The organism is Vibrio sp. TRT 21S02 (assembly GCF_050113675.1).
GTDB lineage: Bacteria > Pseudomonadota > Gammaproteobacteria > Enterobacterales > Vibrionaceae > Vibrio.
This window is the reverse complement of sequence record NZ_JBNJOI010000007.1, coordinates 91,653-117,487: the sequence shown is the minus strand read 5'-3', so window position 1 is coordinate 117,487 and position 25,835 is coordinate 91,653. Positions and strand designations below refer to the sequence as shown.

The 25,835-nt window shown below is 42.0% G+C and carries 27 protein-coding genes and 1 riboswitch; of the genes, 18 read left to right on the top strand and 9 right to left on the bottom strand.

What is annotated here, in order from left to right:
- The first annotated feature begins 18 nt into the window (after positions 1 to 18).
- The 10 genes from fabG (at position 19) to ACQEXU_RS11550 (ending at position 9,240) form a co-directional block, all read left to right on the top strand.
- Positions 19 to 753 (top strand): 3-oxoacyl-ACP reductase FabG, encoded by a 735-nt coding sequence (fabG, locus tag ACQEXU_RS11595; protein ID WP_427010989.1) that lies wholly within the window; start codon positions 19 to 21, stop codon positions 751 to 753.
- Between the two features lie 235 nt (positions 754 to 988).
- Positions 989 to 1,222: an acyl carrier protein gene (acpP, locus tag ACQEXU_RS11590; protein WP_004406112.1), complete on the top strand. Its 234-nt coding sequence runs from the start codon at positions 989 to 991 to the stop codon at positions 1,220 to 1,222.
- Between the two features lie 90 nt (positions 1,223 to 1,312).
- Entirely contained in the window at positions 1,313 to 2,557 is a 1,245-nt protein-coding gene (gene fabF / locus ACQEXU_RS11585; protein ID WP_427010930.1) for a beta-ketoacyl-ACP synthase II, read from the top strand.
- A gap of 76 nt (positions 2,558 to 2,633) precedes the next feature.
- Positions 2,634 to 3,440: an aminodeoxychorismate lyase gene (pabC, locus tag ACQEXU_RS11580; RefSeq protein ID WP_427010929.1), complete on the top strand. Its 807-nt coding sequence runs from the start codon at positions 2,634 to 2,636 to the stop codon at positions 3,438 to 3,440.
- Positions 3,433 to 4,449: an endolytic transglycosylase MltG gene (gene mltG / locus ACQEXU_RS11575; protein ID WP_367988591.1), complete on the top strand. Its 1,017-nt coding sequence runs from the start codon at positions 3,433 to 3,435 to the stop codon at positions 4,447 to 4,449. The genes pabC and mltG overlap by 8 nt, the downstream gene beginning before the upstream one ends.
- Positions 4,446 to 5,081: a dTMP kinase gene (tmk, locus tag ACQEXU_RS11570; RefSeq protein WP_367988592.1), complete on the top strand. Its 636-nt coding sequence runs from the start codon at positions 4,446 to 4,448 to the stop codon at positions 5,079 to 5,081. Before mltG ends, tmk begins: the two co-directional genes overlap by 4 nt.
- Positions 5,078 to 6,037, top strand: coding sequence for a DNA polymerase III subunit delta' (holB, locus tag ACQEXU_RS11565; protein ID WP_427010928.1), 960 nt, complete (start codon positions 5,078 to 5,080; stop codon positions 6,035 to 6,037). The genes tmk and holB overlap by 4 nt, the downstream gene beginning before the upstream one ends.
- Positions 6,028 to 6,804, top strand: a complete 777-nt coding sequence (locus tag ACQEXU_RS11560; protein WP_427010927.1) for a TatD family hydrolase — start codon at positions 6,028 to 6,030, stop codon at positions 6,802 to 6,804. The genes holB and ACQEXU_RS11560 overlap by 10 nt, the downstream gene beginning before the upstream one ends.
- Positions 6,805 to 7,237: 433 nt before the next feature.
- Positions 7,238 to 8,668 (top strand): PTS glucose transporter subunit IIBC, encoded by a 1,431-nt coding sequence (ptsG, locus tag ACQEXU_RS11555; protein WP_427010926.1) that lies wholly within the window; start codon positions 7,238 to 7,240, stop codon positions 8,666 to 8,668.
- A gap of 167 nt (positions 8,669 to 8,835) precedes the next feature.
- On the top strand, positions 8,836 to 9,240 hold the full coding sequence (locus ACQEXU_RS11550) for a hypothetical protein (RefSeq protein ID WP_427010925.1): 405 nt from the start codon (positions 8,836 to 8,838) through the stop codon (positions 9,238 to 9,240).
- 56 nt (positions 9,241 to 9,296) lie between these two features.
- Here ACQEXU_RS11550 and ACQEXU_RS11545 read toward each other — a convergent pair whose 3' ends face one another.
- The 3 genes from ACQEXU_RS11545 to ACQEXU_RS11535 all read right to left on the bottom strand — a co-directional run bounded on the left by ACQEXU_RS11545 (position 9,297) and on the right by ACQEXU_RS11535 (position 11,918).
- The gene (locus ACQEXU_RS11545) at positions 9,297 to 9,392 is read right to left on the bottom strand and encodes a MetS family NSS transporter small subunit (protein ID WP_367988597.1); all 96 of its coding nucleotides are present in this window, start codon (positions 9,390 to 9,392) and stop codon (positions 9,297 to 9,299) included.
- The gene (locus tag ACQEXU_RS11540) at positions 9,389 to 10,855 is read right to left on the bottom strand and encodes a sodium-dependent transporter (RefSeq protein ID WP_367988598.1); all 1,467 of its coding nucleotides are present in this window, start codon (positions 10,853 to 10,855) and stop codon (positions 9,389 to 9,391) included. The genes ACQEXU_RS11545 and ACQEXU_RS11540 overlap by 4 nt, the downstream gene beginning before the upstream one ends.
- A 466-nt stretch (positions 10,856 to 11,321) precedes the next feature.
- The gene (locus tag ACQEXU_RS11535) at positions 11,322 to 11,918 is read right to left on the bottom strand and encodes an outer membrane protein (RefSeq protein WP_427010924.1); all 597 of its coding nucleotides are present in this window, start codon (positions 11,916 to 11,918) and stop codon (positions 11,322 to 11,324) included.
- 146 nt (positions 11,919 to 12,064) lie between these two features.
- Here ACQEXU_RS11535 and ACQEXU_RS11530 point away from each other — a divergent pair, with 146 nt between their 5' ends.
- The 6 genes from ACQEXU_RS11530 (at position 12,065) to ACQEXU_RS11505 (ending at position 19,114) form a co-directional block, all read left to right on the top strand.
- Positions 12,065 to 12,154, top strand: coding sequence for a YnhF family membrane protein (locus ACQEXU_RS11530; protein ID WP_367988599.1), 90 nt, complete (start codon positions 12,065 to 12,067; stop codon positions 12,152 to 12,154).
- Positions 12,155 to 12,167: 13 nt separating this feature from the next.
- The gene (locus ACQEXU_RS11525) at positions 12,168 to 13,343 is read left to right on the top strand and encodes a patatin-like phospholipase family protein (RefSeq protein WP_367988600.1); all 1,176 of its coding nucleotides are present in this window, start codon (positions 12,168 to 12,170) and stop codon (positions 13,341 to 13,343) included.
- A 159-nt stretch (positions 13,344 to 13,502) separates the two neighbouring features.
- Entirely contained in the window at positions 13,503 to 15,179 is a 1,677-nt protein-coding gene (locus ACQEXU_RS11520; RefSeq protein WP_427010923.1) for a GGDEF domain-containing protein, read from the top strand.
- Between the two features lie 315 nt (positions 15,180 to 15,494).
- The gene (gene glgC, locus ACQEXU_RS11515) at positions 15,495 to 16,712 is read left to right on the top strand and encodes a glucose-1-phosphate adenylyltransferase (protein WP_367988602.1); all 1,218 of its coding nucleotides are present in this window, start codon (positions 15,495 to 15,497) and stop codon (positions 16,710 to 16,712) included.
- Complete coding sequence (gene glgA, locus ACQEXU_RS11510; protein WP_427010922.1) at positions 16,702 to 18,159, top strand: glycogen synthase GlgA; 1,458 nt, start codon at positions 16,702 to 16,704, stop codon at positions 18,157 to 18,159. The genes glgC and glgA overlap by 11 nt, the downstream gene beginning before the upstream one ends.
- 151 nt (positions 18,160 to 18,310) lie before the next feature.
- Entirely contained in the window at positions 18,311 to 19,114 is an 804-nt protein-coding gene (locus ACQEXU_RS11505) for an alpha/beta fold hydrolase (protein WP_367988605.1), read from the top strand.
- Here the strand turns inward: ACQEXU_RS11505 and ACQEXU_RS11500 are convergent.
- The 5 genes from ACQEXU_RS11500 to torD all read right to left on the bottom strand — a co-directional run bounded on the left by ACQEXU_RS11500 (position 19,108) and on the right by torD (position 23,105).
- Positions 19,108 to 19,425 (bottom strand): DUF2007 domain-containing protein, encoded by a 318-nt coding sequence (locus tag ACQEXU_RS11500; RefSeq protein ID WP_367988606.1) that lies wholly within the window; start codon positions 19,423 to 19,425, stop codon positions 19,108 to 19,110. The genes ACQEXU_RS11505 and ACQEXU_RS11500 overlap by 7 nt on opposite strands.
- On the bottom strand, positions 19,425 to 20,117 hold the full coding sequence (locus tag ACQEXU_RS11495) for a TVP38/TMEM64 family protein (protein WP_427010921.1): 693 nt from the start codon (positions 20,115 to 20,117) through the stop codon (positions 19,425 to 19,427). The genes ACQEXU_RS11500 and ACQEXU_RS11495 overlap by 1 nt, the downstream gene beginning before the upstream one ends.
- A gap of 175 nt (positions 20,118 to 20,292) precedes the next feature.
- Complete coding sequence (locus tag ACQEXU_RS11490; protein ID WP_367988608.1) at positions 20,293 to 20,883, bottom strand: TfoX/Sxy family DNA transformation protein; 591 nt, start codon at positions 20,881 to 20,883, stop codon at positions 20,293 to 20,295.
- Between the two features lie 108 nt (positions 20,884 to 20,991).
- Positions 20,992 to 21,077: riboswitch (cyclic di-GMP riboswitch) on the bottom strand.
- Between the two features lie 142 nt (positions 21,078 to 21,219).
- The gene (gene purR, locus ACQEXU_RS11485) at positions 21,220 to 22,227 is read right to left on the bottom strand and encodes an HTH-type transcriptional repressor PurR (RefSeq protein WP_427010920.1); all 1,008 of its coding nucleotides are present in this window, start codon (positions 22,225 to 22,227) and stop codon (positions 21,220 to 21,222) included.
- Between the two features lie 230 nt (positions 22,228 to 22,457).
- Positions 22,458 to 23,105, bottom strand: coding sequence for a molecular chaperone TorD (gene torD / locus ACQEXU_RS11480; RefSeq protein ID WP_427010919.1), 648 nt, complete (start codon positions 23,103 to 23,105; stop codon positions 22,458 to 22,460).
- 238 nt (positions 23,106 to 23,343) lie between these two features.
- Between torD and torR the strand changes: the two genes are divergently transcribed.
- The gene (gene torR / locus ACQEXU_RS11475) at positions 23,344 to 24,057 is read left to right on the top strand and encodes a two-component system response regulator TorR (protein WP_367988611.1); all 714 of its coding nucleotides are present in this window, start codon (positions 23,344 to 23,346) and stop codon (positions 24,055 to 24,057) included.
- A gap of 71 nt (positions 24,058 to 24,128) precedes the next feature.
- Here the strand turns inward: torR and elyC are convergent, their stop codons facing one another.
- On the bottom strand, positions 24,129 to 24,932 hold the full coding sequence (gene elyC, locus ACQEXU_RS11470) for an envelope biogenesis factor ElyC (protein ID WP_427010918.1): 804 nt from the start codon (positions 24,930 to 24,932) through the stop codon (positions 24,129 to 24,131).
- A gap of 115 nt (positions 24,933 to 25,047) precedes the next feature.
- Between elyC and cmoM the strand changes: the two genes are divergently transcribed.
- Positions 25,048 to 25,830 (top strand): tRNA uridine 5-oxyacetic acid(34) methyltransferase CmoM, encoded by a 783-nt coding sequence (cmoM, locus tag ACQEXU_RS11465; protein ID WP_427010988.1) that lies wholly within the window; start codon positions 25,048 to 25,050, stop codon positions 25,828 to 25,830.
- Positions 25,831 to 25,835 lie beyond the last annotated feature (5 nt).

Sequence of the window (25,835 nt, the reverse complement as noted above, 5' to 3'; positions counted from 1 at the left end):
AAAGGAAAACACAACATGATGAATCTAGAAGGTAAGATCGCTCTAGTGACAGGCGCAAGCCGTGGCATTGGTCGTGCGATTGCTGAACTTCTTGTTGAGCGCGGTGCAACGGTAATCGGTACTGCGACTTCTGAAAATGGTGCAGCGGCGATCAGCGAGTACTTAGGTGAAAACGGTAAAGGCCTAGCACTTAACGTAACTGACGTTGAGTCTATCGAAGCAACACTAAAAACCATCAACGATGAGTTCGGTGCAATCGATATTCTTGTTAACAACGCAGGTATCACGCGCGATAACCTATTGATGCGTATGAAAGATGATGAGTGGAATGACATCATCAATACGAACCTAACACCAATTTACCGCATGTCTAAAGCGGTTCTACGTGGCATGATGAAAAAACGCGCTGGTCGCATCATCAACGTAGGTTCTGTTGTTGGTACTATGGGTAACGCGGGTCAAACAAACTACGCTGCAGCGAAAGCAGGCGTAATTGGTTTCACTAAATCAATGGCTCGTGAAGTGGCTTCTCGTGGCGTAACGGTTAACACTGTTGCTCCAGGTTTCATCGAAACTGACATGACTAAGGCGCTAAATGATGACCAACGTGCAGCAACGTTGTCGAACGTGCCTGCTGGTCGTCTAGGTGATCCACGTGAAATTGCATCAGCAGTGGTTTTCCTTGCTTCACCTGAAGCGGCTTACATTACTGGTGAAACTTTGCACGTAAATGGTGGCATGTACATGGTTTAATGTCTAATCTGAACAAAATGAGCTGTTTGTTGTCTTATAAAACGGCTTCTAACTTGTGAGATTAGATGTAAACCTGCACAACAGTTGTGCATGATATAAGTCAAAAATGTATTGAATTTCGGTTAAAATCGCTAAAATTGTGGTTTGACCAGCAAGGACCCCCTTGCAACTTTCAATAGTTCGAATAAACTACGGAATCATCGCATTAGGCGAAATCTGTAAAGGAAAAGAAAAAATGAGCAACATCGAAGAACGCGTAAAGAAAATCATTGTTGAACAGCTAGGTGTAGACGAAGCAGAAGTTAAAAACGAAGCTTCTTTCGTTGACGATCTAGGTGCTGATTCTCTAGACACTGTTGAACTAGTAATGGCTCTAGAAGAAGAATTCGACACTGAGATTCCAGACGAAGAAGCTGAGAAGATCACTACTGTTCAAGCTGCAATCGACTACGTGAACAGCGCTCAGTAATATCTCCCCCTAGGCGGCCTTCTGGCCGCCTGTGTTTTTAAACTCTTCTATCTCTCTCGTAGAATCACTTCAATCCCGGAGAATAAAATCGTGTCCAAGCGTCGTGTTGTTGTCACTGGCATGGGTATGTTGTCACCGGTAGGCAACACTGTAGAATCATCTTGGAAAGCCCTGCTAGAAGGTCAAAGTGGTATCGTTAATATCGAACATTTTGATACTGAAAACTTTTCTACTCGCTTTGCAGGCCTTGTAAAAGACTTCGATTGCACTGAGTACATGTCTAAAAAAGATGCTCGTAAAATGGATCTTTTTATCCAGTACGGTATCGCCGCGGGTATCCAAGCCCTAGATGACTCTGGCTTACAAATCAATGAAGAAAATGCGGCTCGCGTAGGCGTTGCTATCGGCTCAGGTATTGGCGGTCTAGACTTGATCGAAACTGGCCACACTGCGTTGGTAGGCAAAGGCCCACGTAAGGTTAGCCCATTCTTCGTTCCATCAACCATCGTTAATATGGTTGCGGGTAACTTATCTATTATGCGCGGTCTACGTGGTCCAAATATTGCGATCTCGACGGCGTGTACAACTGGCCTTCATAATATTGGTCACGCAGCACGTATGATTGCATACGGCGATGCGGAAGCTATGGTTGCTGGTGGTGCAGAAAAAGCATCTACTCCACTAGGCATGGCTGGCTTTGGTGCAGCGAAAGCACTTTCTACTCGTAACGATGAACCTCAGAAAGCTTCTCGTCCTTGGGATAAAGACCGCGATGGTTTCGTTCTTGGTGACGGTGCCGGAATCATGGTTCTAGAAGAATACGAACACGCAAAAGCTCGTGGCGCTAAGATTTATGCTGAAGTTGTTGGTTTCGGTATGTCTGGTGATGCTTATCATATGACCTCTCCAAGTGAAGATGGGTCTGGTGGTGCGCTTGCTATGGAAGCAGCGATGCGAGATGCAGGTATTACCGGTACTCAGGTTGGCTATGTAAATGCGCATGGCACATCGACACCAGCAGGTGATGTTGCAGAAATAAAAGGTGTCCGTCGTGCCTTGGGTGAAGAGGGAGCTAAACAAGTTAAAGTCTCTTCAACTAAGTCAATGACAGGCCATTTGTTGGGTGCAGCAGGTTCTGTGGAAGCTATCATTACAGTGATGTCATTAGTGGATCAGATTGTACCTCCAACAATTAACCTCGATAACCGCGATGAAGGTTTGGATGATATCGATCTTGTTCCACACACTGCAAAAGCAGTGGAAATGGAATACGCGATCTGTAACTCATTTGGTTTCGGTGGTACAAACGGTTCTCTTGTATTCAAAAAGATTTAAAGAGAAATCAACCGAATTGTGGTAAAACGGCTTAATGCTTTGGCATTAAGCCGTTTTGTTTTGTTTGGAAGTAAATATGTATTGGATAAATGGAATGAAGACCGAAAACCATATGGTTAAAGATCGGTCTTTTCAATACGGTGATGGATGCTTTACGACGCTGCTTACTCGCAAAGGTGAGCCTGCTCTTTGGCCATGTCATGTTAATCGTATGAATGCATGCTTGGAGAGACTTTCGATTCCACTTCCTGATTGGCAACAAATTGAAAGTTGGGTACGCCAAGCAGCGCTGAGCGATGATAAAGCTGGAATCAAAATTCATATTAGCCGTGGTGAAGGTGGGCGAGGATACAGCCCCCAGGGCGTCATTAATCCTACCGTCACGATCAGCACTTTCCCTTACCCTGAACTCTACGCTGATTATCGTCATCAAGGGATGATTTTAGGTGTTTGTGAACAGCGTTTGGGATTAAATCCAATGTTAGCAGGGCATAAACACAATAACCGATTGGAACAGGTTTTATTAAAAGCAGAAATGGATAATCAAGGTTATGTCGATGGCGTGGTGTTAGACATCAATGAACATGTCATTGAAACCACGATGGCTAACCTTTTTTGGACTAAAAATGACGTGTTATTTACGCCAGACTTAACGAATTCTGGTGTAGTAGGCGTGATGCGAGCTCAGGTCTTAGAGTTCGCGCAAGCAAATCACTGGGAGTTGCTTATTGGGCATTTTTCTCTCAGTGATATAGAGAATGCTGATGAAGTGTTTATCACTAATTCAATTCTAGGTGTAGTGCCGATTAAAAACATTAAACAGAAGTGCTACCCAATTGGAAAAATAACAAAAATGATTCAGGAGAACATATCCTGTGATTAAAAAAATCACTGTACTGACTATTGCCGCTGTTTTGCTACTTGTAAGCGGATATTTTTATGTGACTAAGCAAGTGAACTTATTTGTTAATCAGCCATTAAATCTTGCTGGAGAACAAATAGTAACGATTAAACCGGGCACAAGTTTCAATCGACTGTTGGCCCAACTGTCAAATGATCAGCTCATTGAAATTAATGATTTATCCCCTCTTTCCCGTCGATTTTATCCTGAATTAACTGGTGTCAAAGCCGGTACTTATTTAATAAAGGGGCCAACCACATTAAGAGATGTTCTTATTCAATTTAGTGAAGGAAAAGAACATCAATTTTCTCTTACCTTTGTTGAAGGCTCAACGTTTAAAGAGTGGCGAGATGCACTGGCGAGTGCGCCTTATCTGCAGCATACAATTGACAAGCTGAGTGAGAAAGAAATCGCTGCCCTTCTTGGACTGGATGTAGATAAGCTTGAGGGAATGTTTCTTGCTGAAACTTATCATTACACCAATGGTATGTCAGATGTTCAGATCCTGAAACGAGCCAACACTCAGCTGGCTCAAGAGCTTGATTCGAAATGGGAAAAGAGACAGAAAAATCTACCATTAAATAATCAGTATGACGCACTCATTCTGGCCTCCATTATTGAAAAAGAAACGGCCATTGCTTCGGAAAGGCAACGGGTGGCCTCGGTATTTGTGAATCGATTGAATAAACGAATGAGACTTCAAACGGATCCTACGGTCATTTATGGCATGGGAGATAAGTACGATGGTAATATTCGTAAACGAGATTTACGTACACCAACGCCCTACAATACTTATGTGATATTTGGATTACCACCTACGCCGATCGCAATGCCGGGTCGAGCATCCATTGCTGCTGCATTAGATCCTGAAGATAGTAACTATCTCTATTTTGTTGCGAGTGGGGATGGTGGTCATGTATTTTCCAAAACATTGGCAGAACACAATCGTGCCGTTAGGGCGTACTTGAGAAAATTAAGAAGTAAGAAATGAAGCAAGCGAAGTTCATAGTCATTGAAGGTTTAGAAGGTGCTGGGAAAAGCACGGCAATTGAAGCGGTATTGAATTGTTTAAATCGAGCGGGCATTAAAGATATTCAGCATACGCGAGAGCCGGGTGGTACAGATTTAGCAGAGCAACTACGAACCTTGATTAAACAAGAGCACGAAGGTGAAGTACTCCAAGACATGACAGAGTTACTTCTTCTTTATGCTGCTCGAGTTCAGTTGGTTGAAAATGTTATCAAGCCTGCCTTAAATAAAGGGGTATGGGTTGTTGGTGATCGCCATGATATGTCTTCTCAAGCTTATCAAGGTGGTGGCAGACAACTTGATCGTCATGTGATGACTGTTCTGAAACAAACCACATTGGGTGAGTTTAAACCTGATTTGACGATTTATCTTGATATCGACCCTCGTGTCGGCCTAGAAAGAGCTCGTGGACGTGGTGAGCTTGATCGTATTGAGAAGATGGATATGAGTTTCTTTGATAGAACTCGTGAGCGTTATTTGGAGCTTGCTGCGCAAGATCAAAGTGTTGTCATTGTTAATGCGGAGCAATCAATCGAACAAGTAGCCACTGATATTACATCAACACTGAACCAGTGGCTGGATTGTCAGGCATGAGCACGCTAGCGCCTTGGTTAGAAGAGGTTTGGCGGCAATGGCAAACTAACCTCGCAGCGTCCCGCTTTTCGAATGCAACACTACTGAGTGCAGAAAAAGGTATGGGCACAGAGCCTTTGGTTAGTCGTTTTGCTCAAGCATTGATGTGTTCGAATGATGAGCAAGACGCGTGTGGGTTTTGCCATAGTTGCCAGTTAATGCAATCAAATAGTCACCCTGACTATCATTATATTGCACCTGAAAAATCAGGTAAGTCGATTACGGTTGATCAAGTTCGTCAATATAACAGGGTCGCACAAGAATCCTCTCAATTATCAGGCTTCCGTTTGTTTGTTATTGAACCTGCAGAAGCGATGAATGAATCGGCGGCTAATGCGTTGTTAAAAACCTTAGAGTCTCCAGCAGAAAACTGCTTTTTCTTGCTGATCACAACGCAAGTCAACGAATTACTTCCCACCATAAAAAGTCGTTGTCAGCAGTGGCATATTGCTAACCCAGAGCCACAACTCCTTACGGCATGGTTAACTAGTCATGTTTCTAAGCCGATCCCAGAATATGCGGCACATATTCATGGTAATTCGCCTTTGAGTACGCGTGAGTTTGTGGAAAAAGGTTTAGATGCTGAATATAAAAAAATCGAACAACATTTTTTATCTTTTCTTTCTGGTACTGAAGATGGGGTCAATCTTGCGAAGCTACTAGCTAGTCATGAAGACAGCTTATTGTGGTTATGGTTCTTGCTTTCAGATGCACAGAAGAGAAGTTTCAGTATTACGGAACCTTTTTTTACTCCCGGTAGTGAAACGTTAGCAAGTTTATTGAGCTACGATACGTTATATAAACACACAAAAAGCTTAGGTCGATTGCGTGAGCAACTCGCTCATCATACTGGCTTGAATAAAGAGCTGCTGATATTAAACTGGCTATTCGAATTTAATGGGGAAGTATGTTTGTAGATTCGCACTGTCATCTGGATAAACTAGATTACCAAAATCTTCATTCGGGGATAGAAGATGTTGTATCAAAAGCAAAGGCAGCTAACGTAAATCAACTGTTGTCTGTTGGGGTAACGTTAGACTCTTTTCCTAATATGATGGAAATGATCAGCCCTTTTGAGGAAATATATGCGTCTTGTGGTGTTCATCCACTAGATGTCGAAAGTGATTTTGCGCTTGACCAGTTACATGAGTATGCGCGTCATCCTAAAGTGGTGGCGATTGGGGAAACCGGCCTTGACTATCATTATCAGCCTGAAACGGCAGAGCTACAGAAGCTACGGTTTTCACAACAAGTTGAGCTTGCTGTGGACTTGAATAAGCCACTGATAATCCACACAAGGGATGCACGTAAGGACACGTTAGATATCTTAACGAAGGGGCAGGCTGATCAATGTGGTGGTGTTATCCACTGCTTTACTGAAGACCTGCCTTTTGCCAAAGCAGCGATGGAACTCGGCTTTTATATCTCAATCTCTGGCATTGTGACATTTAGACAAGCGACAGAGCTAAAAGAAGTGGTTAAAGAGCTTCCTTTAGAGCGGCTGCTTATTGAAACTGACTCTCCTTACCTCGCTCCCGTACCACATCGTGGTAAACAAAATCAGCCCGCCTATGTGGTTGAGGTCGCGGCATACATTGCGCAATTAAAAGGGTTAGCCCTCCATGAGGTTGCGCATAAAACAACCGAAAACTTCAAAGATCTTTTTTTGAGAAATAAAACATAGATTGTATAAAAAAGGAGCCAAGGCTCCTTTTTTTGTAACTAATCTCACGTTTGAACGTTTGCTTAATCGTGTTTACCCAAATTGTTGAACTTGAGAGCTCAAAAAGTCCAAAATGTAATTTTGTTACATAAAATAACAACCGTACCTATTTTATTTACCCATTAAAATTAATCTCATATCTTTATAAGTTTATAAATATTAGATAGTTAGCTTGTTTGCAATGCATTTCATGACTGTCTCGTTATTGTGATCTATCTATAAATTTGAAACTAATTTTCGTAACTCACTAGCATGGAGATTGGCTCACCAGATATATTTAGATGCAGAAAATAAACTGTTACAAATAGTTACATTTTCTGGGGTGCTAACATTATGGCTACGGGGGTGTGCCGTTAGAACCCAATAACACATATAATTTTTCAGGAGCATGAACATGTTTAAGAACCTTTTTGCTAACCTGCAAAAAGTTGGTAAGGCTCTGATGCTTCCAGTATCAGTTCTTCCAGTTGCGGGTATTTTGTTGGGTGTTGGCGCCGCCAACTTTTCTTGGTTGCCAGAAGTTGTTTCACATTTAATGGAACAAGCGGGTGGTTCCGTTTTCGGTCAAATGGCTTTGCTGTTTGCCGTTGGTGTTGCACTAGGTTTCACGAATAATGATGGTGTATCTGGTCTATCTGCGATTGTCGGTTACGGCATTATGACCGCTACGTTAAGCGTTATGGCTGACGTAATGGGTGTAGATAAGATCGATACAGGTGTACTAGGTGGTATCCTAGCTGGTGGTGTTGCTGCATGGGCATTTAACCGATTCTTCAAAATTCAATTGCCGGAATACCTTGGTTTCTTCGCTGGTAAACGTGCAGTGCCAATTATCACTGGTTTTGTTTCTATCGCACTTGGTGTTGTATTGTCATTCATTTGGCCACCAATTGGATCTGTAATCGCTTCATTCTCAGATTGGGCAGCACACCAAAACCCTGTTACAGCATTTGGTATCTACGGTATCATCGAACGTTCTTTGATTCCTTTTGGTTTGCACCACATTTGGAACGTACCATTTTTCTACGAAGCTGGTACTTGTGTAAATGGTAGTGGCGAGGAAGTTCATGGCATCATGACATGTTTCCTAACTGCTGATGATGCATCACGTGCTGCAGGTAATGGTTTCGGCCAATTAGCGGGTGGTTATCTATTTAAAATGTTCGGTCTTCCTGCTGCTGCTTTTGCTATTGCACATTCAGCTAAACCAGAAAACCGTGCAAAAGTAATGGGTATCATGGCGTCAGCTGCGTTAACTTCTTTCTTGACTGGTATTACTGAACCAATCGAGTTTTCATTCTTATTCATTGCTCCAGTTCTATATGCAATTCATGCGATTCTAGCTGGTTTAGCTTATGTGTTAACAAATTCACTTGGTATTATCCACGGTCATACATTCTCGAACGGATTTATTGATTTTGTTGTTCAGTCTCCTCGAGCAGAAAATATACCTCTGTTAATTGGTCTTGGTGTTGCGTACGCAGGTGTTTACTATGTTGTATTCCGTGCAGTAATTAAAGCGCTTGATCTTAAAACTCCAGGTCGTGAAGACGAGTCAGACGATGAAGCGACTGCAACGGGCTCTGAGCTAGCTGCTGAACTTGTTGCTGCATTTGGTGGTAAAGAGAACATCACTAACCTAGATGCATGTATCACGCGCTTACGCGTATCTGTTGCTGATACTGAAATCGTTGATCAAGACAAGCTGAAAAAGCTTGGTGCAGCGGGTGTTGTTGTTGTTTCTGGTGGTGTTCAGGCTATCTTTGGTACCAAGTCTGATAACCTTAAGACAGAAATGGACGAGTGGATCCGCCATCACGGTTAATCCCCATACGTAAATAAAAAGGAGGCTATTTAGCCTCCTTTTTTTGATCTTTAGAAACCAGCCTTAACACCGGCTTAACTTTTGTCTGACATCCATTTCCTATGCGTTGAGTATAAAAAGAACAGTGTTTTTTATTCGAAAATAAACATCTCAATAGAGGAATGTGTATGAGAAAGGTTTTAGCGATGGCTTTTGTTGTCGCTTGTGGAACTGCAGTCGCTGCAGAACAAGAAGCAACAAGTCTGTCTGTTGGCATGGCAGTGGATCAACAGTTGAGTGTGGTGGCTGAATTAAATGAGCAATATCGCTTCATACTAGGTAATGAAGGTGCGGCATTTGACTATATTATTGCCCGAGGCCATTTTGAGGAGCATCAACCTTTGAGCTGGTATGTGGGTGCTGGTGGTTGGGCCGAATGGAAAAATGATTTCGGGATGAGAATACCACTTGGCTTGAGTTATCAAATTAGTAAAGGGTGGGATGCTTATGCGCAGGTTCAGCCTGAGCTGAACTTGTATAAAGGGCCAGAGTTACAAATAGGTGGTGCGTTAGGTATTAAGTACACATTTTAGGTAATAAAAAGCCGACATTCATAATGTCGGCTTTTTATCAGTAGAAAGGTGATTAACTACTGCTTATTCATGGCGCGTTTGATGCAAATTGCAGCTCCGCCCCAAGTGATGCCTAAGCCTAGAACCATCATAATGATTGCACCTGTTGTCATGAGCGAGCCTCCCCACGGTTAGTCGCGTTGATAATGATAGCGTAAACAAAAAGTGCTCCAATGACAGCCCAACCCAATGTTAGATCGTAGCCACCGTAGCCTTCAGTGAATAAGGTTTGTAGTTTCGTTGCTAGGATCACCGCAAGCATGACAGGTGTGATAAAGCGCAAGCAGACGTCAAACCAAACACCGATAGAGAAATCAGAAGTACTGTTTACATAGTTGCGGACTTCAGGAACTTTGTTGAGTAGCCATGCCATTAGAATGATCTCGATTAGGCCACCTAGCATGATACCGACATTATTAGCAAAGTGGTCAACAAGATCGAGTAGCAATAGGCCACCGTTTGTTGCAAAAGCCATTGATACGACTAAGCCGACACCTACCACGATATTTGCTGCTTTCTTACGGCTCCAGTTCAGTTTATCCATTAGAGCTGAAGTCACCGCTTCCATAATAGAGATATGCGAACTTAGGCCAGCAACAACAAGTGCAAAGAAGAACAGTGGACCAAGGATAAATGGTGCAGGGAGCAAGTTAATTGCGGCTGGTAGGGTTACAAATGCTAAACCAACGCCAGCAGAAACCACTTCAGTCAACGGTTTACCTTGCTCTTGTGCCATGTAGCCAAGAACTGAGAAGATCATAATACCAGCAAGGATAGAGAAGCCACAGTTGATAAGTACGGTCATGAAAGCATTGTTGGTAATATCTGACTTCTCAGGCAAGTAGCTCGAGTAGGCAAGCATGATTGCGAAACCAATACTTAACGTGAAGAAAATCTGACCATAGGCTGCGGCCCATACTTTCACATCCCATATCTTGCTAAAGTCTGGCTCAAACATATAGTTCACACCATCAAGAGCACCTGGTAGGAATACCATGCGTCCAATTAGCAATAGAACCATAACAAATAAGATCGGCATCATGATTTTTGATGCGCGCTCAATACCAGCCTTAACACCCGTATGGATAGCGACATATGTAATCGCCCAAGCTATGAGCATTGCAGCTGCGATCTTCCACTGAATACTGCCTAGATTGGTTGGTGAGTTATCACCTAAACCAAGGTATTCACTAAAGAAAAATGCGTTTGTGTCGGTTCCCCAACTTTGGGTAAATGACATCCCAAAGTATGAAATGGCCCAGCCGATAACCGCAACATAGTAAACGGCAATCACTGCGGCTACACCAACCTGGAACCAGCCTAGCCACTCAAATTTAGAATGGATTCGACCAAGAGTTGCAGGTGCGCTCCCTCGATATTTTTGACCCATACTGAATTCGAGGATCATAAAAGGAATACCTGCGGTGAGCATGGCAAAAAGGTAAGGAATAAAAAAGGCGCCGCCACCATTCTCGTAGGCCATATAAGGGAAACGCCAAATGTTTCCTAAGCCGATTGCTGACCCTACAGCTGCTAGAATAAATCCAGCACGGGATCCCCATTGTTCTCGCTTCATATTTAGACTCCTATAACAACTCCCTGAGGAATGAAGCTTTCTTGATATACGTTATGGTCGATGTTGAGCTCGAATAAATGCTCTATCTTCCGTGATTGAACCAATTTTTGGTTTATTGTTTTGTATGTATCAAGAAAAATTAGAATATTGTTCTTTATTGTTCGATGTGTGTTTGCGAAAACTGAAATAATCAGCTGCGCATGTTTTACAGACTAACCACTAATGTTAGTTAACGCAATAGAATATAAATGTTAACTTATGGTGTTCTGGTGGTATTAAGTTTGTTTGAAATGGATTCTGGTGGTATTGCTGGGAGGGTGTTGAACATTTGATTTTGCAATAGTTCTATCTTTGGTCTGTATTTTAGTTTTTTATTCTGTTGTGAATAAATAGAGTGTATGACTGAAAAACATACACTCTGGCTTGGTATTTTGCTGAATTGTTAAAATTATCAACTAATTAACAATTAGAAGGTAAAAGTAACCCCAATGTTTGCGGAAACTTGATTCATCCATTCTGTTTTAAATCGAATGACACACGGTCCTTCAGAGGATGGGATATGGCAAACACCACTGGTATCGTTATCAACTGCGGTCCCCAACCAGCGTAGCTGTGAGTTTAGGGCAAGATTGTCAGTAATCGCATATTCAAACCCACCATATATACTGGCAGAGAAACCGTACTTGTCATCAACCCAATCTGCATCGACATAAGAAGCACCTAAACCTAAACCCAGATATCCAGAAAATTGGCTTTCAAGCGGATAATAAATAGCGCTCTGGAACAACAAGTAGTGGATGGTCGAGCTCGCACTAACCTCTTCGACGTCACTACTTTGCGCAGAATAAAACATACCGACGCGGCCATTATCTAAGTCGGTTTCAACCGAAAGTGCATAGTTCTCAGACGGTTTGATATCAAACTCTGCTCCGTCTTGATTTTCAACACTACCACCTGCGGTGTAACCCACCCATGGCGTTAGATAGATGTCTGCTTGTACTACAGGAGTAAAAGCAAAAGACGTCATCAGTAACGCAGCTAACGTTGTTCGTTGCATTTTCATATCCTTTGAAATTAGGTAAACGATTAAAACTTTTAAAAACGCTCACTTATTGTGATGTTAACGCCATAATTAAGCACAAAAAAAGAACAATAATTGAAGACGCTTCACAGTGATGTTATTACTTTGTTAAAGGTAAGGAGATCTCTATGGAACATGATCTAAAATTCGCTCTTGTTGTTACCGTCACTGTCTTTACTGTGTTGATTGCATTTGGTCTAGTGGCAATCACGCACTAGTGCGGTAATTCAGATGCCCAACAGCGGTATCATTTCTAACGCTGCAACACTGGTCGATGTTACTCGACTATCGAAATACACCGGAGGCAAAAATACTTTGGTGGCCCAAGGTGGCGGTCAGCGAGGTATTTTTACATCCGGTGTGTTGGATGCTTTTCTATTATCAAATTTTGATCCTTTTCATGAGTTTTATGGCACATCTGCAGGTGCGTTGAATGTCTGCGCATTCTTGTGCCGACAACAAGGAATAGGGCGTGCGTTCATTAAAGATCTCACCACGGATCCAGATTTCTTTTCTTTGTTTGGTTACATACGGCGAAAGCAGTTTCTAGGGCTAGATTGGGCTTTAGATAAGATTTGCCATTATCCATATCAGTTGGATATTGATATGGGTCAGCTCGCTTTAGGAGAGAGAAGAGCTTTCGCCGCCGTTACTGATACGACAACACTTGCTGATCATTACCTACCAATGTTGAATGAGGACTGGTATAAGGTTCTGATCGCAACATGCGCAATCCCAAGGCTTTATGACAAGCAAGTAGAACTTGCTGGAAATTGGTATGTGGATGGGGGCGTCTCTGCTTCCATTCCGGTACAAGAAGCGTGGAGAAAAAACGCCCGTTGTATCATTGTGATCCGTACAGAAGGAGAAGATTTAGAAACTTCGCATAAGAACATTGCTGTTGAAACGAAAGAGGTGGAATGGTTTGAAGAGTCTTTTCAGCTTATTCACCAGCAGTTTCAATCAAAATTGGCGGAATGGAAATCTGATTGGAATGAGTTTTTTACCCAACAAATTATTCGTTCTAAAGAACAAAAGAAAGATCAGTTACATCTAGAGTCTTTAAATGGCGGCCGGTGGCTATTTGGAGCAGATGATATATACAGACTAAGCCATTTGCTAGGAGATAAGTTCGACTCAGGACTTGCGGACATGTTGATGGTCCATTATCAAACATATTCTCTTACACAGGAATTTCTTGAAAACCCACCTGATGATTGCTTTGTCGTGCAAATCAAACCCTCATCTCCACTTAAATCATCATCGCTATTGAGTGAGCAAGAAGATCTCGAGCATGATTATCAATTAGGACTAGAAGCCGGTTTTCGTTTTGTGGATGTGTTTAGCCAATGTCATCATTCCTCGTTTGTTATCAAGCAACCGATACGTACAGTAAACGCAAATTAGCTATCTAATTGTAAAATTGTCATTTTTATCATTCAGTATCGCGAGTCAGTTAACAAAACTCTGTTCGGGGGAGGGTTATTAATACATGTCTCATTTTGATACTTTGTTTAGAATTCATATCGTGTTATTTGCTTATTTAATAGAGATAAGTGGGTAAATATGACCTTAAAGCTCCAGACATTATTTTTTTCTGTGCTACTAAGTATCGCAATAAGCGGAACATTGTTTTTCACTGTCAGAACCATACTCGATGGCGTTATTAACGAGCTTTTATGGAAATACGGCGAAGTGGCTACCCATTACGATATCGATCGTACGCTATCCCCTATACTGCAAGAGATTCACTTAGTTCAGGAGCTGTCACAGCATCCAAATATCATTAGCTGGACACAAAAGCATGATGATGAAATCTATCGCTTCGTTGCTGAGCAGACACTGGAGCGATATCGTTGGCGATTTGAAGCAAAAAACTTTTTTATTGCTGTGAACGCCGACGCTTCATTTCATTTCAATAGTGTTGCCTCCGTAAGGGGGCAATCATTTTTTCGTTACTTCCTTTCAAAGAATCGACCACAAGATAATTGGTATTTTCATCATAAGAATAGTGAAAGCCCATTGGCACTCAATATGGCTGAAGATAGTCACCTAGGGATCACTAAATTATGGGTTTATCAATCTATTATCAAAGATGGGGAGTTCTTAGGCATTGTCGGGACGGGGTTAGATGTCGAGCCTTTTGTTGAGACATTAACACAATACCAAAACCCTGAACTTACAACAGTTTTCATTGATCAAAGCTTTAAAGTGCAGCTTCATAGTAAATCTGGCGTAATACAAAGCATTCCTACCGAAAAGCATAATATGACGGACTTCTTCGATGACCCGAAAAGCTACCTTGCGGTGCAGTCGTTAATGGGAAAGCAAAAGAGGGGTGAAGAAGCAAGCTCCATTATGATTGAAGGAGAGGATGGAAAATCCATGATTTCTATCCACTATATCGATGCGCTTGGCTGGTATGAAGTCACGTTTGTAAATCTAGAAGGAATTGTTCCTGCGAAGACAATAGATGTGCTCATATACGTTACGCTGGCATTGACTGTGGTACTTGCGTCGCTGATTTATATGCTTTGCCTTAAAAAGTTTGTGTTACCTATTGAAGCCGCTAAACGGCAGTTACAACGCATAAGTCCATGCCATGAACATGGCCCTTGCAGTGAGCTTTGGCATTTGCAAACCAACATTGAACAGGTGGGTAAAGAGCTGATACAAGCCAGAGGTTCAATTGAGCAACTGGTGTCGGTTAGAACCTCAACGTTATATCAGATGGCGATGCTTGATCCCACGACCGGACTACTGAACCAGAAAGGGATGGAGCGAGAGTTGTCGAATGAATTGGCCAGAGCTAAAAGAGAAGATTATTGTTTTGGTTTATTGTGGTTGGACGTTGAAAAGCAAGGACTAGATTCGAGTGTTGAGCAAGAAGACAGCATTCTTCATACGGCGGCGAAAGGTATTAAAACGGCGGTACGAGAATATGATTCCGCCTGTCGTTGGCATGATGGTGAATTTCTGGTTTTAATTCGTTCAACCGAAGCAAATTCGTTAGATGCTATTGCTTCTAGACTAAATCATTATATTGATGAGTGTGTTATTGCCGAGCCGTCACTATTTGAAGATTATACCTTATCCATTGGCGCCATTATGATTGAACCCGAGCTGACATTAAAACAAGCGTTAGCAAAAGCTGACGGAGCACTTTACCTTGCCAAAAATAAGGGAATAGGAAACACACATATCATTAATGACAAATGCCTTGATGCCTCCGCAACTACTTAGTTTTTATCACTACCAATTAAATCTCACATAGATCCTGTCATATCCGGTGAGTATATCTGTGTCAGCAATTGTTTTGTGAGCTGAATCAGGCATATAAAAGTAACCAAATGAACATTTCGCGTATGTCGTATTTTAAATTGTAATCTGCAACGAAATGGTTACTTTATAGTAAACCTTTTGCGCATTGTTATGCTGTCGGTTTGCTGCCGAAGTATGGTGACTTGCAATAACATGGACTCGTGAGTTGGCGTAAAAGGGGAAAGGTATCTCGATATGTAGATATCAATAAGCCAAACAATAAAAGGAGAGATAGTAATGGCTGGCGTTTTAGGCATGATTCTGGCTGGTGGAGAGGGCTCTCGTTTACGTCCCCTGACGGAGAGTCGTAGTAAACCCTCGGTTCCCTTTGGTGGAAGCTATCGTTTAATCGATTTTGCACTAAACAATTTTGTTAATGCAGATCTCATGAGAGTTTATGTACTCACCCAGTTTAAATCGCAATCTTTATTCCACCACCTTAAGAAAGGGTGGAATATCAATGGTATTACCGACCGTTTTATTGACCCTATTCCAGCTCAAATGCGCACAGGTAAACGATGGTATGAAGGTACCGCGGACGCCATTTATCAAAACCTTGGTTTTATGGAGTTGGCAGAACCTGATCAGGTTTGTATTTTTGGTTCCGATCATATTTATAAGATGGACATCAAACAGATGCTTGAGTTTCATAAGCAAAAACAAGCGTCTCTAACTGTTTCGGCGTTAAGAGTGCCACTCGAAGAAGCGTCTCAATTTGGAGTGATTGAAGTCGATGAAGAGGGGAAAATGATTGGCTTCGCCGAAAAGCCTGAATCACCGAAAGCCATTCCAGGAGATCCTGCACATTCTCTCGTCTCAATGGGGAATTACATCTTTGAAGCACAAGCTTTGTTTAGTGAGTTAATTGAGGATGCGGACAACCCTGAATCCTCCCACGACTTTGGCAAAGATATCATCCCTAAAATGTATCCTCGTGGCGACGTCTTTGTATATGACTTTAGTAACAACCAAATTCCAGGTGAAAAAGATAATGTCTATTGGCGTGATGTAGGCACCATTGACGCCTACTGGCAAGCGCATATGGATTTACTGGAAAAAGACGCGCCATTTTCACTGTATAACCGTAAGTGGCCAATGCACACCTATCACCCACCTCTACCACCGGCTACTTTTTCTGACTCTGTTAATGGTCGGGTACAAATCATTGACAGTTTGGTGTGTAATGGGAGCTATATCCGCGGCTCTCGTATCGAAAAATCAGTGCTAGGCTTTCGAACAAATGTTGCTTCTGCTTGCGATATTAGTGAAAGTATCCTGCTCGGTGATGTAAAAATTGGCGAAGGTTGCGTTTTACGTCGTGTGATTATTGATAAGGATGTGGATATTGCACCTGGTACTGAGATTGGCGTGAACTTGCAGCAAGATCGTAAGCTTTATCATGTATCAGAAGAAGGCATTGTCGTTATCCCTAAAGGAGCAAGAATTGGCTACTGATACATTCTCTATTTTGTTTGTTGCATCAGAAGTTGAAGGCTTGATTAAGAGTGGTGGTTTGGCCGATGTGGCCAAAGCACTGCCAGAAGCACTTTCTAAGCTTGATCAAAATATTCGTATTGCTTTACCTGCGTATGGGCAAATTACTGGTATTAAGCAATGTAAAGTCTTGCTTGATACGCGACTTGATACTTGGCCTCATACTCAGTATAAAGTGCGGCAAACAGAAGTCGCTGGTGTCATGGTGTATGCAGTAGAGTGTCCGGATTATTTTGACCGCCAAGAAATGTATGCGGAACAAAACCAAGCGTATAAGGACAATGGAGAGCGTTTTGCTTTTTTTAGTGCTGCTTGTTTGGATATGCTTCCTAAACTCGACTTTTTACCAAATATTATCCATGCCAACGACTGGCATACCGGGCTGATCCCATATTTATTAAAGCATCGTTATCACTCGATGCCTTTTTATTCCTCTATTAAAACGATCCTTTCTGTTCATAATGCTGTATTTAAAGGGCAGTTTCCTTTCGAAGAGGTTCAGTGTATTCCTGAATTCCACACACGATTTGCACCGGAAGCACAGGTGAGTGGCTCACATATTTCCATGCTCAAAGCCGGTGTGATGTGTGCTGATAAAGTGAATGCGGTAAGCCCACGCTATGCTGAAGAACTCAAAACGGATCTGGGAAGCCATGGGATGGGGGAAGAATTTCTCTCTAGAGCAGAAGATTTAGTCGGTATTTTAAACGGGTGTGATTATTCTGCTTGGGATCCGCGGCATGACCCTATTATCCCGGTAAATTACCATGGTGATTTGAAGAGTATGCTCCAAGGTAAGAAGGCGTGTAAGCGTGCTTTACAGCAACAGGTTAATTTACCTGAAAAAGACGTTGCGGTTTATGGCATGGTTTGCCGATTGACTCATCAAAAAGGCGTGCATTATTTTATGCCCGTTTTAAAAGAGTTTTTACGCAATAATTTACAACTTGTGGTTGTAGGGACTGGTGATCCTGTCTTTGCTTATCAGCTTGAACATATTGCAGAAGAGTTTTCGGATAACTTTGTTTTTGTAAATGCGTACGACAATGAGCTCGCTCATTTGGTGGAGGCGGGAGCCGATTTCTTCATTATGCCTTCAGAATTCGAGCCTTGTGGTTTGAATCAAATGTACAGTATGGCTTATGGCACTTTACCTATCGTTCGCTCCGTCGGCGGGCTAAAAGATAGCGTCACGGACTACGATGAAGATAATACTAAGGCAACCGGATTCGTTTTTCATAAGCCTGAACCTGAGGCTTTATTGGCCAAACTTCAACGAACATTTTTACTCTATTTACAATCGCCACAAGAAATTCAACGAACTCAATGCTTTGCCATGCAACAAGACTTTTGCTGGAATAACGCTGCAAATGAGTACTTGAAGTTATATCAATCGACTCAGAATTGAGAAAATGAAAGGCGCATTGGCGCCTTTTGACATTTTGTTACGCCCTTTCCCGAACAATTGTAAGGAATTGACTTAAGCTGAATATATTCAGTCATGTTCTGTGATATTCTTCGAAACTCGAATTTGTTAAACCTAAATTATTCGAAAAGATATGTCAGATAGTTTGCTATTTCATAAAACGTTTCTTCATCCAACTAGCTCTGAATGGGTTGTCTTTGTCCATGGAGCAGGGGGGAGTTCGTCTATCTGGTATAAACAGATCAAAGCATATAAAGCTCACTTCAATCTTTTATTGGTTGATTTACGAGGGCATGGAAAATCTAACGAGTTGCTTAAAGGGTTGATGTCTAATCAATACACGTTTAAAGCCGTGACAATGGATATTCTCCGCGTTCTTGATCACTTAAAGATACAATCCGCTCATTTTGTAGGTATGTCTTTGGGAACCATCATTGTGCGAAACTTGGCAGAGCTTGCCACTGACAGAGTACAGTCGATGGTGTTAGGGGGGGCGGTCACACGGCTGAATACTCGATCTCAAGTGTTGGTTAAGTTAGGGAACCTATTTAAACACATCGTGCCTTATATGTGGTTATACAGCTTATTTGCTTATATCGTCATGCCACAAAGAACTCAGAAAGAGTCACGCCATTTATTTATCCGGGAAGCCAAGAAATTATGCCAAAAGGAATTTAAACGCTGGTTTATTCTGACGGCTGAAGTGAACCCGCTTATGCGTTACTTTAAAGATAGAGAGCTTCCCATCCCGACGCTATATCTGATGGGAGAACGGGATTATATGTTTATTCAACCCGTAAAAGAGATGGTTGCGGTGCATCAAGAAAGCCATTTACTCGAGATTCCCGATTGTGGTCATGTATGTAATGTGGAGCGCTCTGACGAATTTAACAATCACTCCATTGCCTTTATTCAAAAGCAAATTGTAGCTCAGTGACTTTCCGGTAACGCTCCACAGTTCCAACATAAACCAAATTGTGATTCATTCTCCTCCCCGCACAGATGGCAATACCAGCTAGGTGCATTGCTGTTTCTTTGCGCTTCGTACTCCTCAATAATTGATAGAGCTAAAGTGTGTTTGGATGGGGCAAGTAACCATATATAGGCATTGGTCTCTGGTGATATAGGTAATTCGCCTTGCAAGCTAAAGATACCTTCTCCTCTAACCTCACAAGAGACATTCTGAGTTTTTAAAAGCTCACACAGAATGTGAGCTTCGGTTGGATTTTTGGCAATGTAGATTTTCACTACGCTTTTCCATTCTCCGCTGAAGGTGAGACGCGAATTTTCGCCATGATCCATTTAGCAATGACTGGGAACAAGCCAAGCAGAGCAAAAGAAACCAAGACTGATGGAGAAACAATACCAGATAGGCTTTCAATTTGCGCAAGCTGTGTACCTGCATTAAGGTAGACTGCCGTTCCTGGGAGCATGCCAAGTTGGCTTACCAAATAAAATCGCAACGTTGTGATTGGTGTTAACCCCATTAGTAGGTTTATGAGGAAAAAAGGAAAAACTGGAATTAAACGTAGAGAGAATAGATAGAATGCCCCGTCTTTTTCAACCCCATTGTTAATTGCAGTCAACTTATCACCAAACTTACTTTGCACCCACTCTCGTAATAAGAAGCGGCTACTTAAAAAGGCGAGCGTCGCACCGATCGTGCTGGCAAATGAGACAAGCAGTAAACTAGTCCAAAACCCAAATAAAGCGGCGCCAAGCAATGTCACCACTGCCGCTCCAGGAATAGAAAAGGCAGTGATGGCAACATAGGCAAAGAAATAGGTTGTTGCTGCAATGAAGAAATTGTTTTCAATAAAGTTTGCTAGTTCAAGCTGCTGAGCTTTTGCGTTTTCGAGTGTGAGATGTTGGCCGAAATTCATTGCCAGAAATATGATGGTCACAACCAGTAATACACCAAGAATGAGTTTTTTATTCATACAGATAGCTCCCACGACCAATTGGCTCAATTAACAAAAAAAGATACATAAAAAAGTAACGATAGCATTTAGTTTTAAATGGTAGTACTAAGCTATTAGAACAGGGAGAGGGGCAAAAAATTTCAAATAATAAAAAACCAGCGACGAGCGCTGGTTTTTATTGGTCAATATAGAGTTACTTCAAGCTACTCATTAATTCTTCACGTCGGTTTTGAGGGATCACCGACCAATGAGTGCCTTTAATTGCTCCTTCCAAAGCCCACAGCAGTTCAATGCTGACATCTGAGGAATGAGTCTGCTGAATCGCTTTAAACGCTTCTACTGCGCCTTTCTCTTCCAAATTCTCGACTGAATCAATACCTGCTTTTTTGAGCATGCGCTCTGTAGCAAGTCTTAGGTTAGGAAGATCTTTTAAGCGTTCAGGCTTAGCCTTCGCTTGAGTTGTTTTCTCTTGTTTTGCAACGACTAGCGCTTTTTGAGCTAGAGAGATAATTCGTTCTTTATCGTCATACCATGCTTCTGGCATAGCGAAGTATTTAGTGACAACCGGGAAGCCGCGTTTTTTATAAACATAAGGCTCTAACCCTTGAGATTTAAACATTTCCGCGGACTGCTCGTCTGCTCTGATGTGTAACTTATCGTTTACCACCAATGCGAACATAGTGCTGTCTGCGAAAACTCCAAAGCCACCAAACATTGAACGAGATTTTATGCGCCCTAGTTGTTCAAAGAGTCGCATTGAGTCTTTTAGTACTGGTTTATCCATGCTGTAAATTCTCGGTGTATAGTTATACGCCACCAATGCAGGTCCGAGAGATTAGCAAAATAATGCAGATGTATTGTCAGTAAGGAGTTAACAGTTTGCATTTTTGCCATCGGCAACCCCGCTACCTTGCAGTTTCCTGTGTAGGCCGGAGGCTTTGCGTCCCATCCTTTCGGATTGGTTTGCCCTGTGCGTGGCTTAATTTATTCCACTAAAGAATAAATAATATTTGAGGCAAGTATCACACTCTGATGGTCTAAATGTGATCTTAATTCAGATATTTACTTGTTTGTTGTGTTTGGTTGGCAGAAAAAGCCGATACCGAACAGTACAAAGTTATTAGCTATTGATTTTTTTAACAGTATTTCGCTCGACAATTTCGGGATGCATCTCAAAAACACGTTTTTCATGTTCTTTGTCTTTGATTCGTTCCAGTAATATTTCGAACGCGTTTTTACCAACACGGCGCTTTGGTTGGTGAACGGTTGTGAGTGGTGGCGAGAAATACTCTGCAAGTTCAATATTGTCATAGCCAATAACGGACATATCTTCAGGAATGCGGATTCCTTTCTGTTGAAGGCGGCTCATTAACCCTAATGCCATGGTGTCATTAAAGCAGAATATTGCAGTTGGTTTCTTGTCCATGGCGACAATTTTATCCGCCGCCAATACCGCAGTGTCACACTCAAAGTTACCTTCAAGGATCCAGTCTTCATTGACGGCTAAATTGGCTTCTTTCATCGCGCGTTTGTAGCCTAGAATACGTTCTTGACAGGCGGCTTTTTCAAAATGGCCACTGAGACAAGCAATATCTGTGTGCCCGTGGTTAATCAGATATTTCGTGGCAAGGTAGCCACCTTCTTCAGAATTGTCGATAATCTTATCAGCTTGTGAGCTTTCTGGGCCCCAATCCATCACTACTTTTGGGATGTCAGCGTGACGATCGAGCATTTCACTCAGTTCTTCTGTTAGGTCAGAACACATCACCAAGATGCCATCTACGCGCTTTTCCGCAAGCATACGAATGTAATCTCGTTGTTTTTCGTAAATACCACCTGTATTACACAAGATAAGTGTATAACCTTGGCGATAGCAGTAACTTTCTACGCCATCAATCACTTCTGAGAAAAACAGGTTTGTAGATTGGGTAACAAGCATACCGATCGTGCGAGTCGTGTTGCATTTTAAGCTACGAGCAACCGCACTCGGAGCGTAGTTTAGCTCCTTGACGGCTTCCATCACTTTTTCTTGAGTCGCTTCAGCAACAAATCGAGTTTTGTTGATCACATGAGAAACGGTGGTGGTAGATACGCCAGCAAGGCGAGCTACATCTTTTATAGTGGCCATAGGTTTGTCCTGTCGATGACTGCCACAAATCTCTATTCTGATTTTAGAATAATTTGGCAGAAAGTATCAGAAACACAAAAACCGCTTTTAAAGAGCGGTTTGTATTTTACATTATTCGTTTTTATCGTTTGCGGTCTCGATTTTAGACCGCCAAATTCTCACTGGCAAATAAAAATAGCAATTAAGCTCGTGCTTAAATCACAATTTAACTAACCATAAAGCTGACTTGATTAGTTACCAGCTAAATAAACGCAATCTAACTCAAGAAATGCAATGGTTAGTTGGCTAATCGCAGCGTAAAAACCAAATTCGTCCAAAGACTGACACTTATCACTAAATTGAGGTGTCCAATTTAGAATGTGTTTCTTAATAAATTGCTCTTGTTCTGCAAGTGCTTCTTCCATGTGGCGCTCTTGTTCAAGCTCATTAGAACGAATGATCAGGTTGCCGAGAAAGTCGAGTTCAATAGCAATATGGTCAGCAGGTTCATTTAGGTTTTTATCGATAGCAATGCCGTGCTGCTCCATGATGGTTTGCATTTCTTTAGCTGGCTCATCATTTAAAAGACCGGATTTACCCACGTACATAGATGCATATGGTAGGGCGGAATCCTTATCCGACTTCAAGAAAATGTCACAAAAGTCTGCCGCTAATTCTAACTGTGCATCTTCGCGATCCATTAAGCGGTTTAGAGCGTCAATCAACTTGTCTGACGCGGTTTTTAAGCTTTCGTTTTCGCCCAATCCAGTCAAAAAAGCGCGAATTTCTGGTGAATGATATTGTTCAATATCTGTTTCTGTTAGCTCTCTAGCAAACACACTTGATAGCCACCAGTATATTTCTGCTCGCTTTTCATTAAACGCCTTGATTTCTTGCATTATGCGCGACTCCTAGTATCGGTATATAGTTAGTTTAACGAATAAAAATGAATAGCGGTAATATGTGTTGTGACAAATAAAGCCCAATTATTCGAAAATATGAACCGTTGGTCGACATTTGTTCTGAATCAAGAAAAAATCACCTTTCTTGATTTTAGAATGATAAAAGCTAGATATGTTACGAATTATGAATAGAATATAACGGCAAATAATTCCATATACAATATGAGTAGTGTAGATGAGCTATCACGTACTAGTAGTTGAAGATGATGCGGTCACTCGCAGTAAACTGGCAGGCTACTTTCAGAATGAAGGTTACTCTGTCAGCGAGGCTGATAGTGGTGAAAAAATGCGCGAGATGCTACAGGCCAATGAAATTGACCTAGTTATGTTAGACATTAATCTTCCAGGAGAAGATGGTCTGATGCTTACTCGTGAGCTTCGCAGTCAGTCTGATATTGGGATTATCCTGGTGACAGGACGCACGGATAGCATTGATAAAATCGTTGGCCTCGAAATGGGTGCAGACGACTACGTAACAAAACCTTTTGAGCTGCGTGAGCTATTGGTTCGAGTGAAGAACCTATTATGGCGTATATCTAATGCTCGAAATGGCTCTGAGCGAGATGACGCGAAGAAGCAAGATGAAAATGTGGTGCGTTTTGGAGAGTGGACGTTTGATATTCAGCGTCGAGCACTGAGCCGAAATGGCGAACCCGTCAAATTAACCAAAGCAGAATACGAATTACTTGTCGCACTGTCTTCGTACCCTAACCAAGTCCTTAGTCGCGAACGTATTTTGAATATGATCAGTCACCGTGTTGATGCACCAAATGACCGTACGATTGATGTTCTGATCCGCCGTATGCGTGCGAAGATGGAGTTTGATCCGAAGAACCCACAAATTTTCGTTACCGTTCATGGTGAAGGTTACATGTTTGCTGGTGATTAATACCAAGGTACGAATCAAATAATATAAAAAGCCGAAGCATTTGCTTCGGCTTTTTGTTTTTAATCTATGGATTAAACGTTACTTTGAGAAGATTCCAGCGCTTTTTCTTCGTAATCAGAAGCCCAATCGCGAAGTGTTTGCCAGATAGTTCCAAGCGTTTCATGCCAATAGCGCTCTGTTTGCTCTAAATAACGTGCTTTAGGCGCATATTTTTCCCAAAACTGAGAGACATTACTTTGTGCTAGATAGTTAGTTGGAGCAGGGTAAGGCGTTAGACCCGCGGAGTGAAATTCATTCAAAGCGCGATTCATATGGCTAGCTGAAGTGACAACAACCAGCTTTTTGCGTTGAACAAAGGCTGCAGCTTGTCTTGCTTCCTCCCAGGTATCTTTTGCCGTTTCCAGTAAGATAATATCAGATTTAGATACACCTAAGGCTAAGGCTACTTTTGCCATCATGCGAGCATTACTGACTTCTGAGCCTCCAGCATAGCCAGACAAGATCAATTTTGCGCCAGGGTACATACGTAAAATACGGATTCCCTCGCTCAAACGCATTAACCCAGCGCGGCTGAGTTCAGACGTGGGCGGGATTTTATCGTCCACCACATGACCACTGCCTAGTACCATGACGTAGTCGATCGATTCATCGACAGGGAAAAATGCAGAATATTGGCGCTCCAAAGGCATAAGAAGGCGTGAAGACACAGGTTGGAATGCGATCAAAAAGAGCCCAATGAATGAAAATAATACAATGAAACACCCAGTTTTCTGTTTACGTGTAAACATGATCAGCATTAAGCCAGCGAAACCGATGAAAAGCATCGCAGGTAATGGCATGAGCAAGGATGAAACCATTTTTTTCAGCTCAAACATACTTAAATAGTCCGAAAAAACATCAATTGATTATAAATTTAAGAGAAAGCCTCTTTATTCCTGCTTTCCTTGTGACAGAATAGCAGCACGATTAGTTATGATACCCCAAGCTGCTGTGACTGAAGATCGCAATTTCGACGATATTGCCCACAAATTTGCAAAAAATATTTACGGTTCAGGGAAAGGTGAGGTGCGCCAAGTGATTGTTTGGCAAGATCTTCAGCAAATTCTCTCTGAACTTAACGCTGAGAATAGCTCAATTTCCGTATTAGATGCGGGAGGTGGCTTGGCACAAATGTCGCAAAAGCTTGCTAAGCTCGGACATCAAATCACGTTATGTGATCTATCTTTTGAAATGCTGCAGCTTGCCAAGCAAGATATTGCAAAAAATGGCGTGCTTGAGCAGTATCGCCTGATTCATTCACCAGTCCAATCGATCTCCGAACATATGGAAGAGCCGGTTGAGCTTGTGATGTTCCACGCTGTGATGGAGTGGTTAGCTGACCCGCATACGGCGTTGCAAAAAGTTTTAGAGCAGGTTAAGCCCGGTGGTATTGCATCAGTGATGTTCTATAACCACCATGGTTTAGTCTATAAAAATGTAGTGTGTGGCAACCTACCGCATGTGCTTGACGGTATGCCACACCGGAAACGATTTAAATTACAGCCACAGAAAGGCTTAATTCCAGCCGATGTTTATCAATGGATTGAAGATGCTGGTTTTGAAATTTGTGGTAAATCTGGGATCCGCTGTTTTGCTGACTATATAGGAAATATGGAGTATATGGGGGATTACCAGTTTGAAGATGTACTGGCACTCGAACAAAAATTATGTCGACAAGAGCCATACCTCTCATTGGGTCGATACATTCATGTATGGGCCAAAAAAGAAAAATAAGCAGG

What these genes read in the sequence shown, in the direction of transcription:
- fabG (WP_427010989.1), top strand. Translation starts at nt 19, where the DNA reads ATGAATCTAGAAGGTAAGATCGCTCTAGTGACAGGCGCAAGCCGTGGC.
- acpP (WP_004406112.1), top strand. Translation starts at nt 989, where the DNA reads ATGAGCAACATCGAAGAACGCGTAAAGAAAATCATTGTTGAACAGCTA.
- pabC (WP_427010929.1), top strand. Translation starts at nt 2,634, where the DNA reads ATGTATTGGATAAATGGAATGAAGACCGAAAACCATATGGTTAAAGAT.
- tmk (WP_367988592.1), top strand. Translation starts at nt 4,446, where the DNA reads ATGAAGCAAGCGAAGTTCATAGTCATTGAAGGTTTAGAAGGTGCTGGG.
- holB (WP_427010928.1), top strand. Translation starts at nt 5,078, where the DNA reads ATGAGCACGCTAGCGCCTTGGTTAGAAGAGGTTTGGCGGCAATGGCAA.
- ACQEXU_RS11560 (WP_427010927.1), top strand. Translation starts at nt 6,028, where the DNA reads ATGTTTGTAGATTCGCACTGTCATCTGGATAAACTAGATTACCAAAAT.
- ptsG (WP_427010926.1), top strand. Translation starts at nt 7,238, where the DNA reads ATGTTTAAGAACCTTTTTGCTAACCTGCAAAAAGTTGGTAAGGCTCTG.
- ACQEXU_RS11550 (WP_427010925.1), top strand. Translation starts at nt 8,836, where the DNA reads ATGAGAAAGGTTTTAGCGATGGCTTTTGTTGTCGCTTGTGGAACTGCA.
- ACQEXU_RS11545 (WP_367988597.1), bottom strand. Translation starts at nt 9,392, where the DNA reads ATGACAACAGGTGCAATCATTATGATGGTTCTAGGCTTAGGCATCACT.
- ACQEXU_RS11540 (WP_367988598.1), bottom strand. Translation starts at nt 10,855, where the DNA reads ATGAAGCGAGAACAATGGGGATCCCGTGCTGGATTTATTCTAGCAGCT.
- ACQEXU_RS11535 (WP_427010924.1), bottom strand. Translation starts at nt 11,918, where the DNA reads ATGAAAATGCAACGAACAACGTTAGCTGCGTTACTGATGACGTCTTTT.
- ACQEXU_RS11530 (WP_367988599.1), top strand. Translation starts at nt 12,065, where the DNA reads ATGGAACATGATCTAAAATTCGCTCTTGTTGTTACCGTCACTGTCTTT.
- ACQEXU_RS11525 (WP_367988600.1), top strand. Translation starts at nt 12,168, where the DNA reads ATGCCCAACAGCGGTATCATTTCTAACGCTGCAACACTGGTCGATGTT.
- ACQEXU_RS11520 (WP_427010923.1), top strand. Translation starts at nt 13,503, where the DNA reads ATGACCTTAAAGCTCCAGACATTATTTTTTTCTGTGCTACTAAGTATC.
- glgC (WP_367988602.1), top strand. Translation starts at nt 15,495, where the DNA reads ATGGCTGGCGTTTTAGGCATGATTCTGGCTGGTGGAGAGGGCTCTCGT.
- ACQEXU_RS11505 (WP_367988605.1), top strand. Translation starts at nt 18,311, where the DNA reads ATGTCAGATAGTTTGCTATTTCATAAAACGTTTCTTCATCCAACTAGC.
- ACQEXU_RS11495 (WP_427010921.1), bottom strand. Translation starts at nt 20,117, where the DNA reads ATGAATAAAAAACTCATTCTTGGTGTATTACTGGTTGTGACCATCATA.
- ACQEXU_RS11490 (WP_367988608.1), bottom strand. Translation starts at nt 20,883, where the DNA reads ATGGATAAACCAGTACTAAAAGACTCAATGCGACTCTTTGAACAACTA.
- purR (WP_427010920.1), bottom strand. Translation starts at nt 22,227, where the DNA reads ATGGCCACTATAAAAGATGTAGCTCGCCTTGCTGGCGTATCTACCACC.
- torD (WP_427010919.1), bottom strand. Translation starts at nt 23,105, where the DNA reads ATGCAAGAAATCAAGGCGTTTAATGAAAAGCGAGCAGAAATATACTGG.
- torR (WP_367988611.1), top strand. Translation starts at nt 23,344, where the DNA reads ATGAGCTATCACGTACTAGTAGTTGAAGATGATGCGGTCACTCGCAGT.
- elyC (WP_427010918.1), bottom strand. Translation starts at nt 24,932, where the DNA reads ATGTTTGAGCTGAAAAAAATGGTTTCATCCTTGCTCATGCCATTACCT.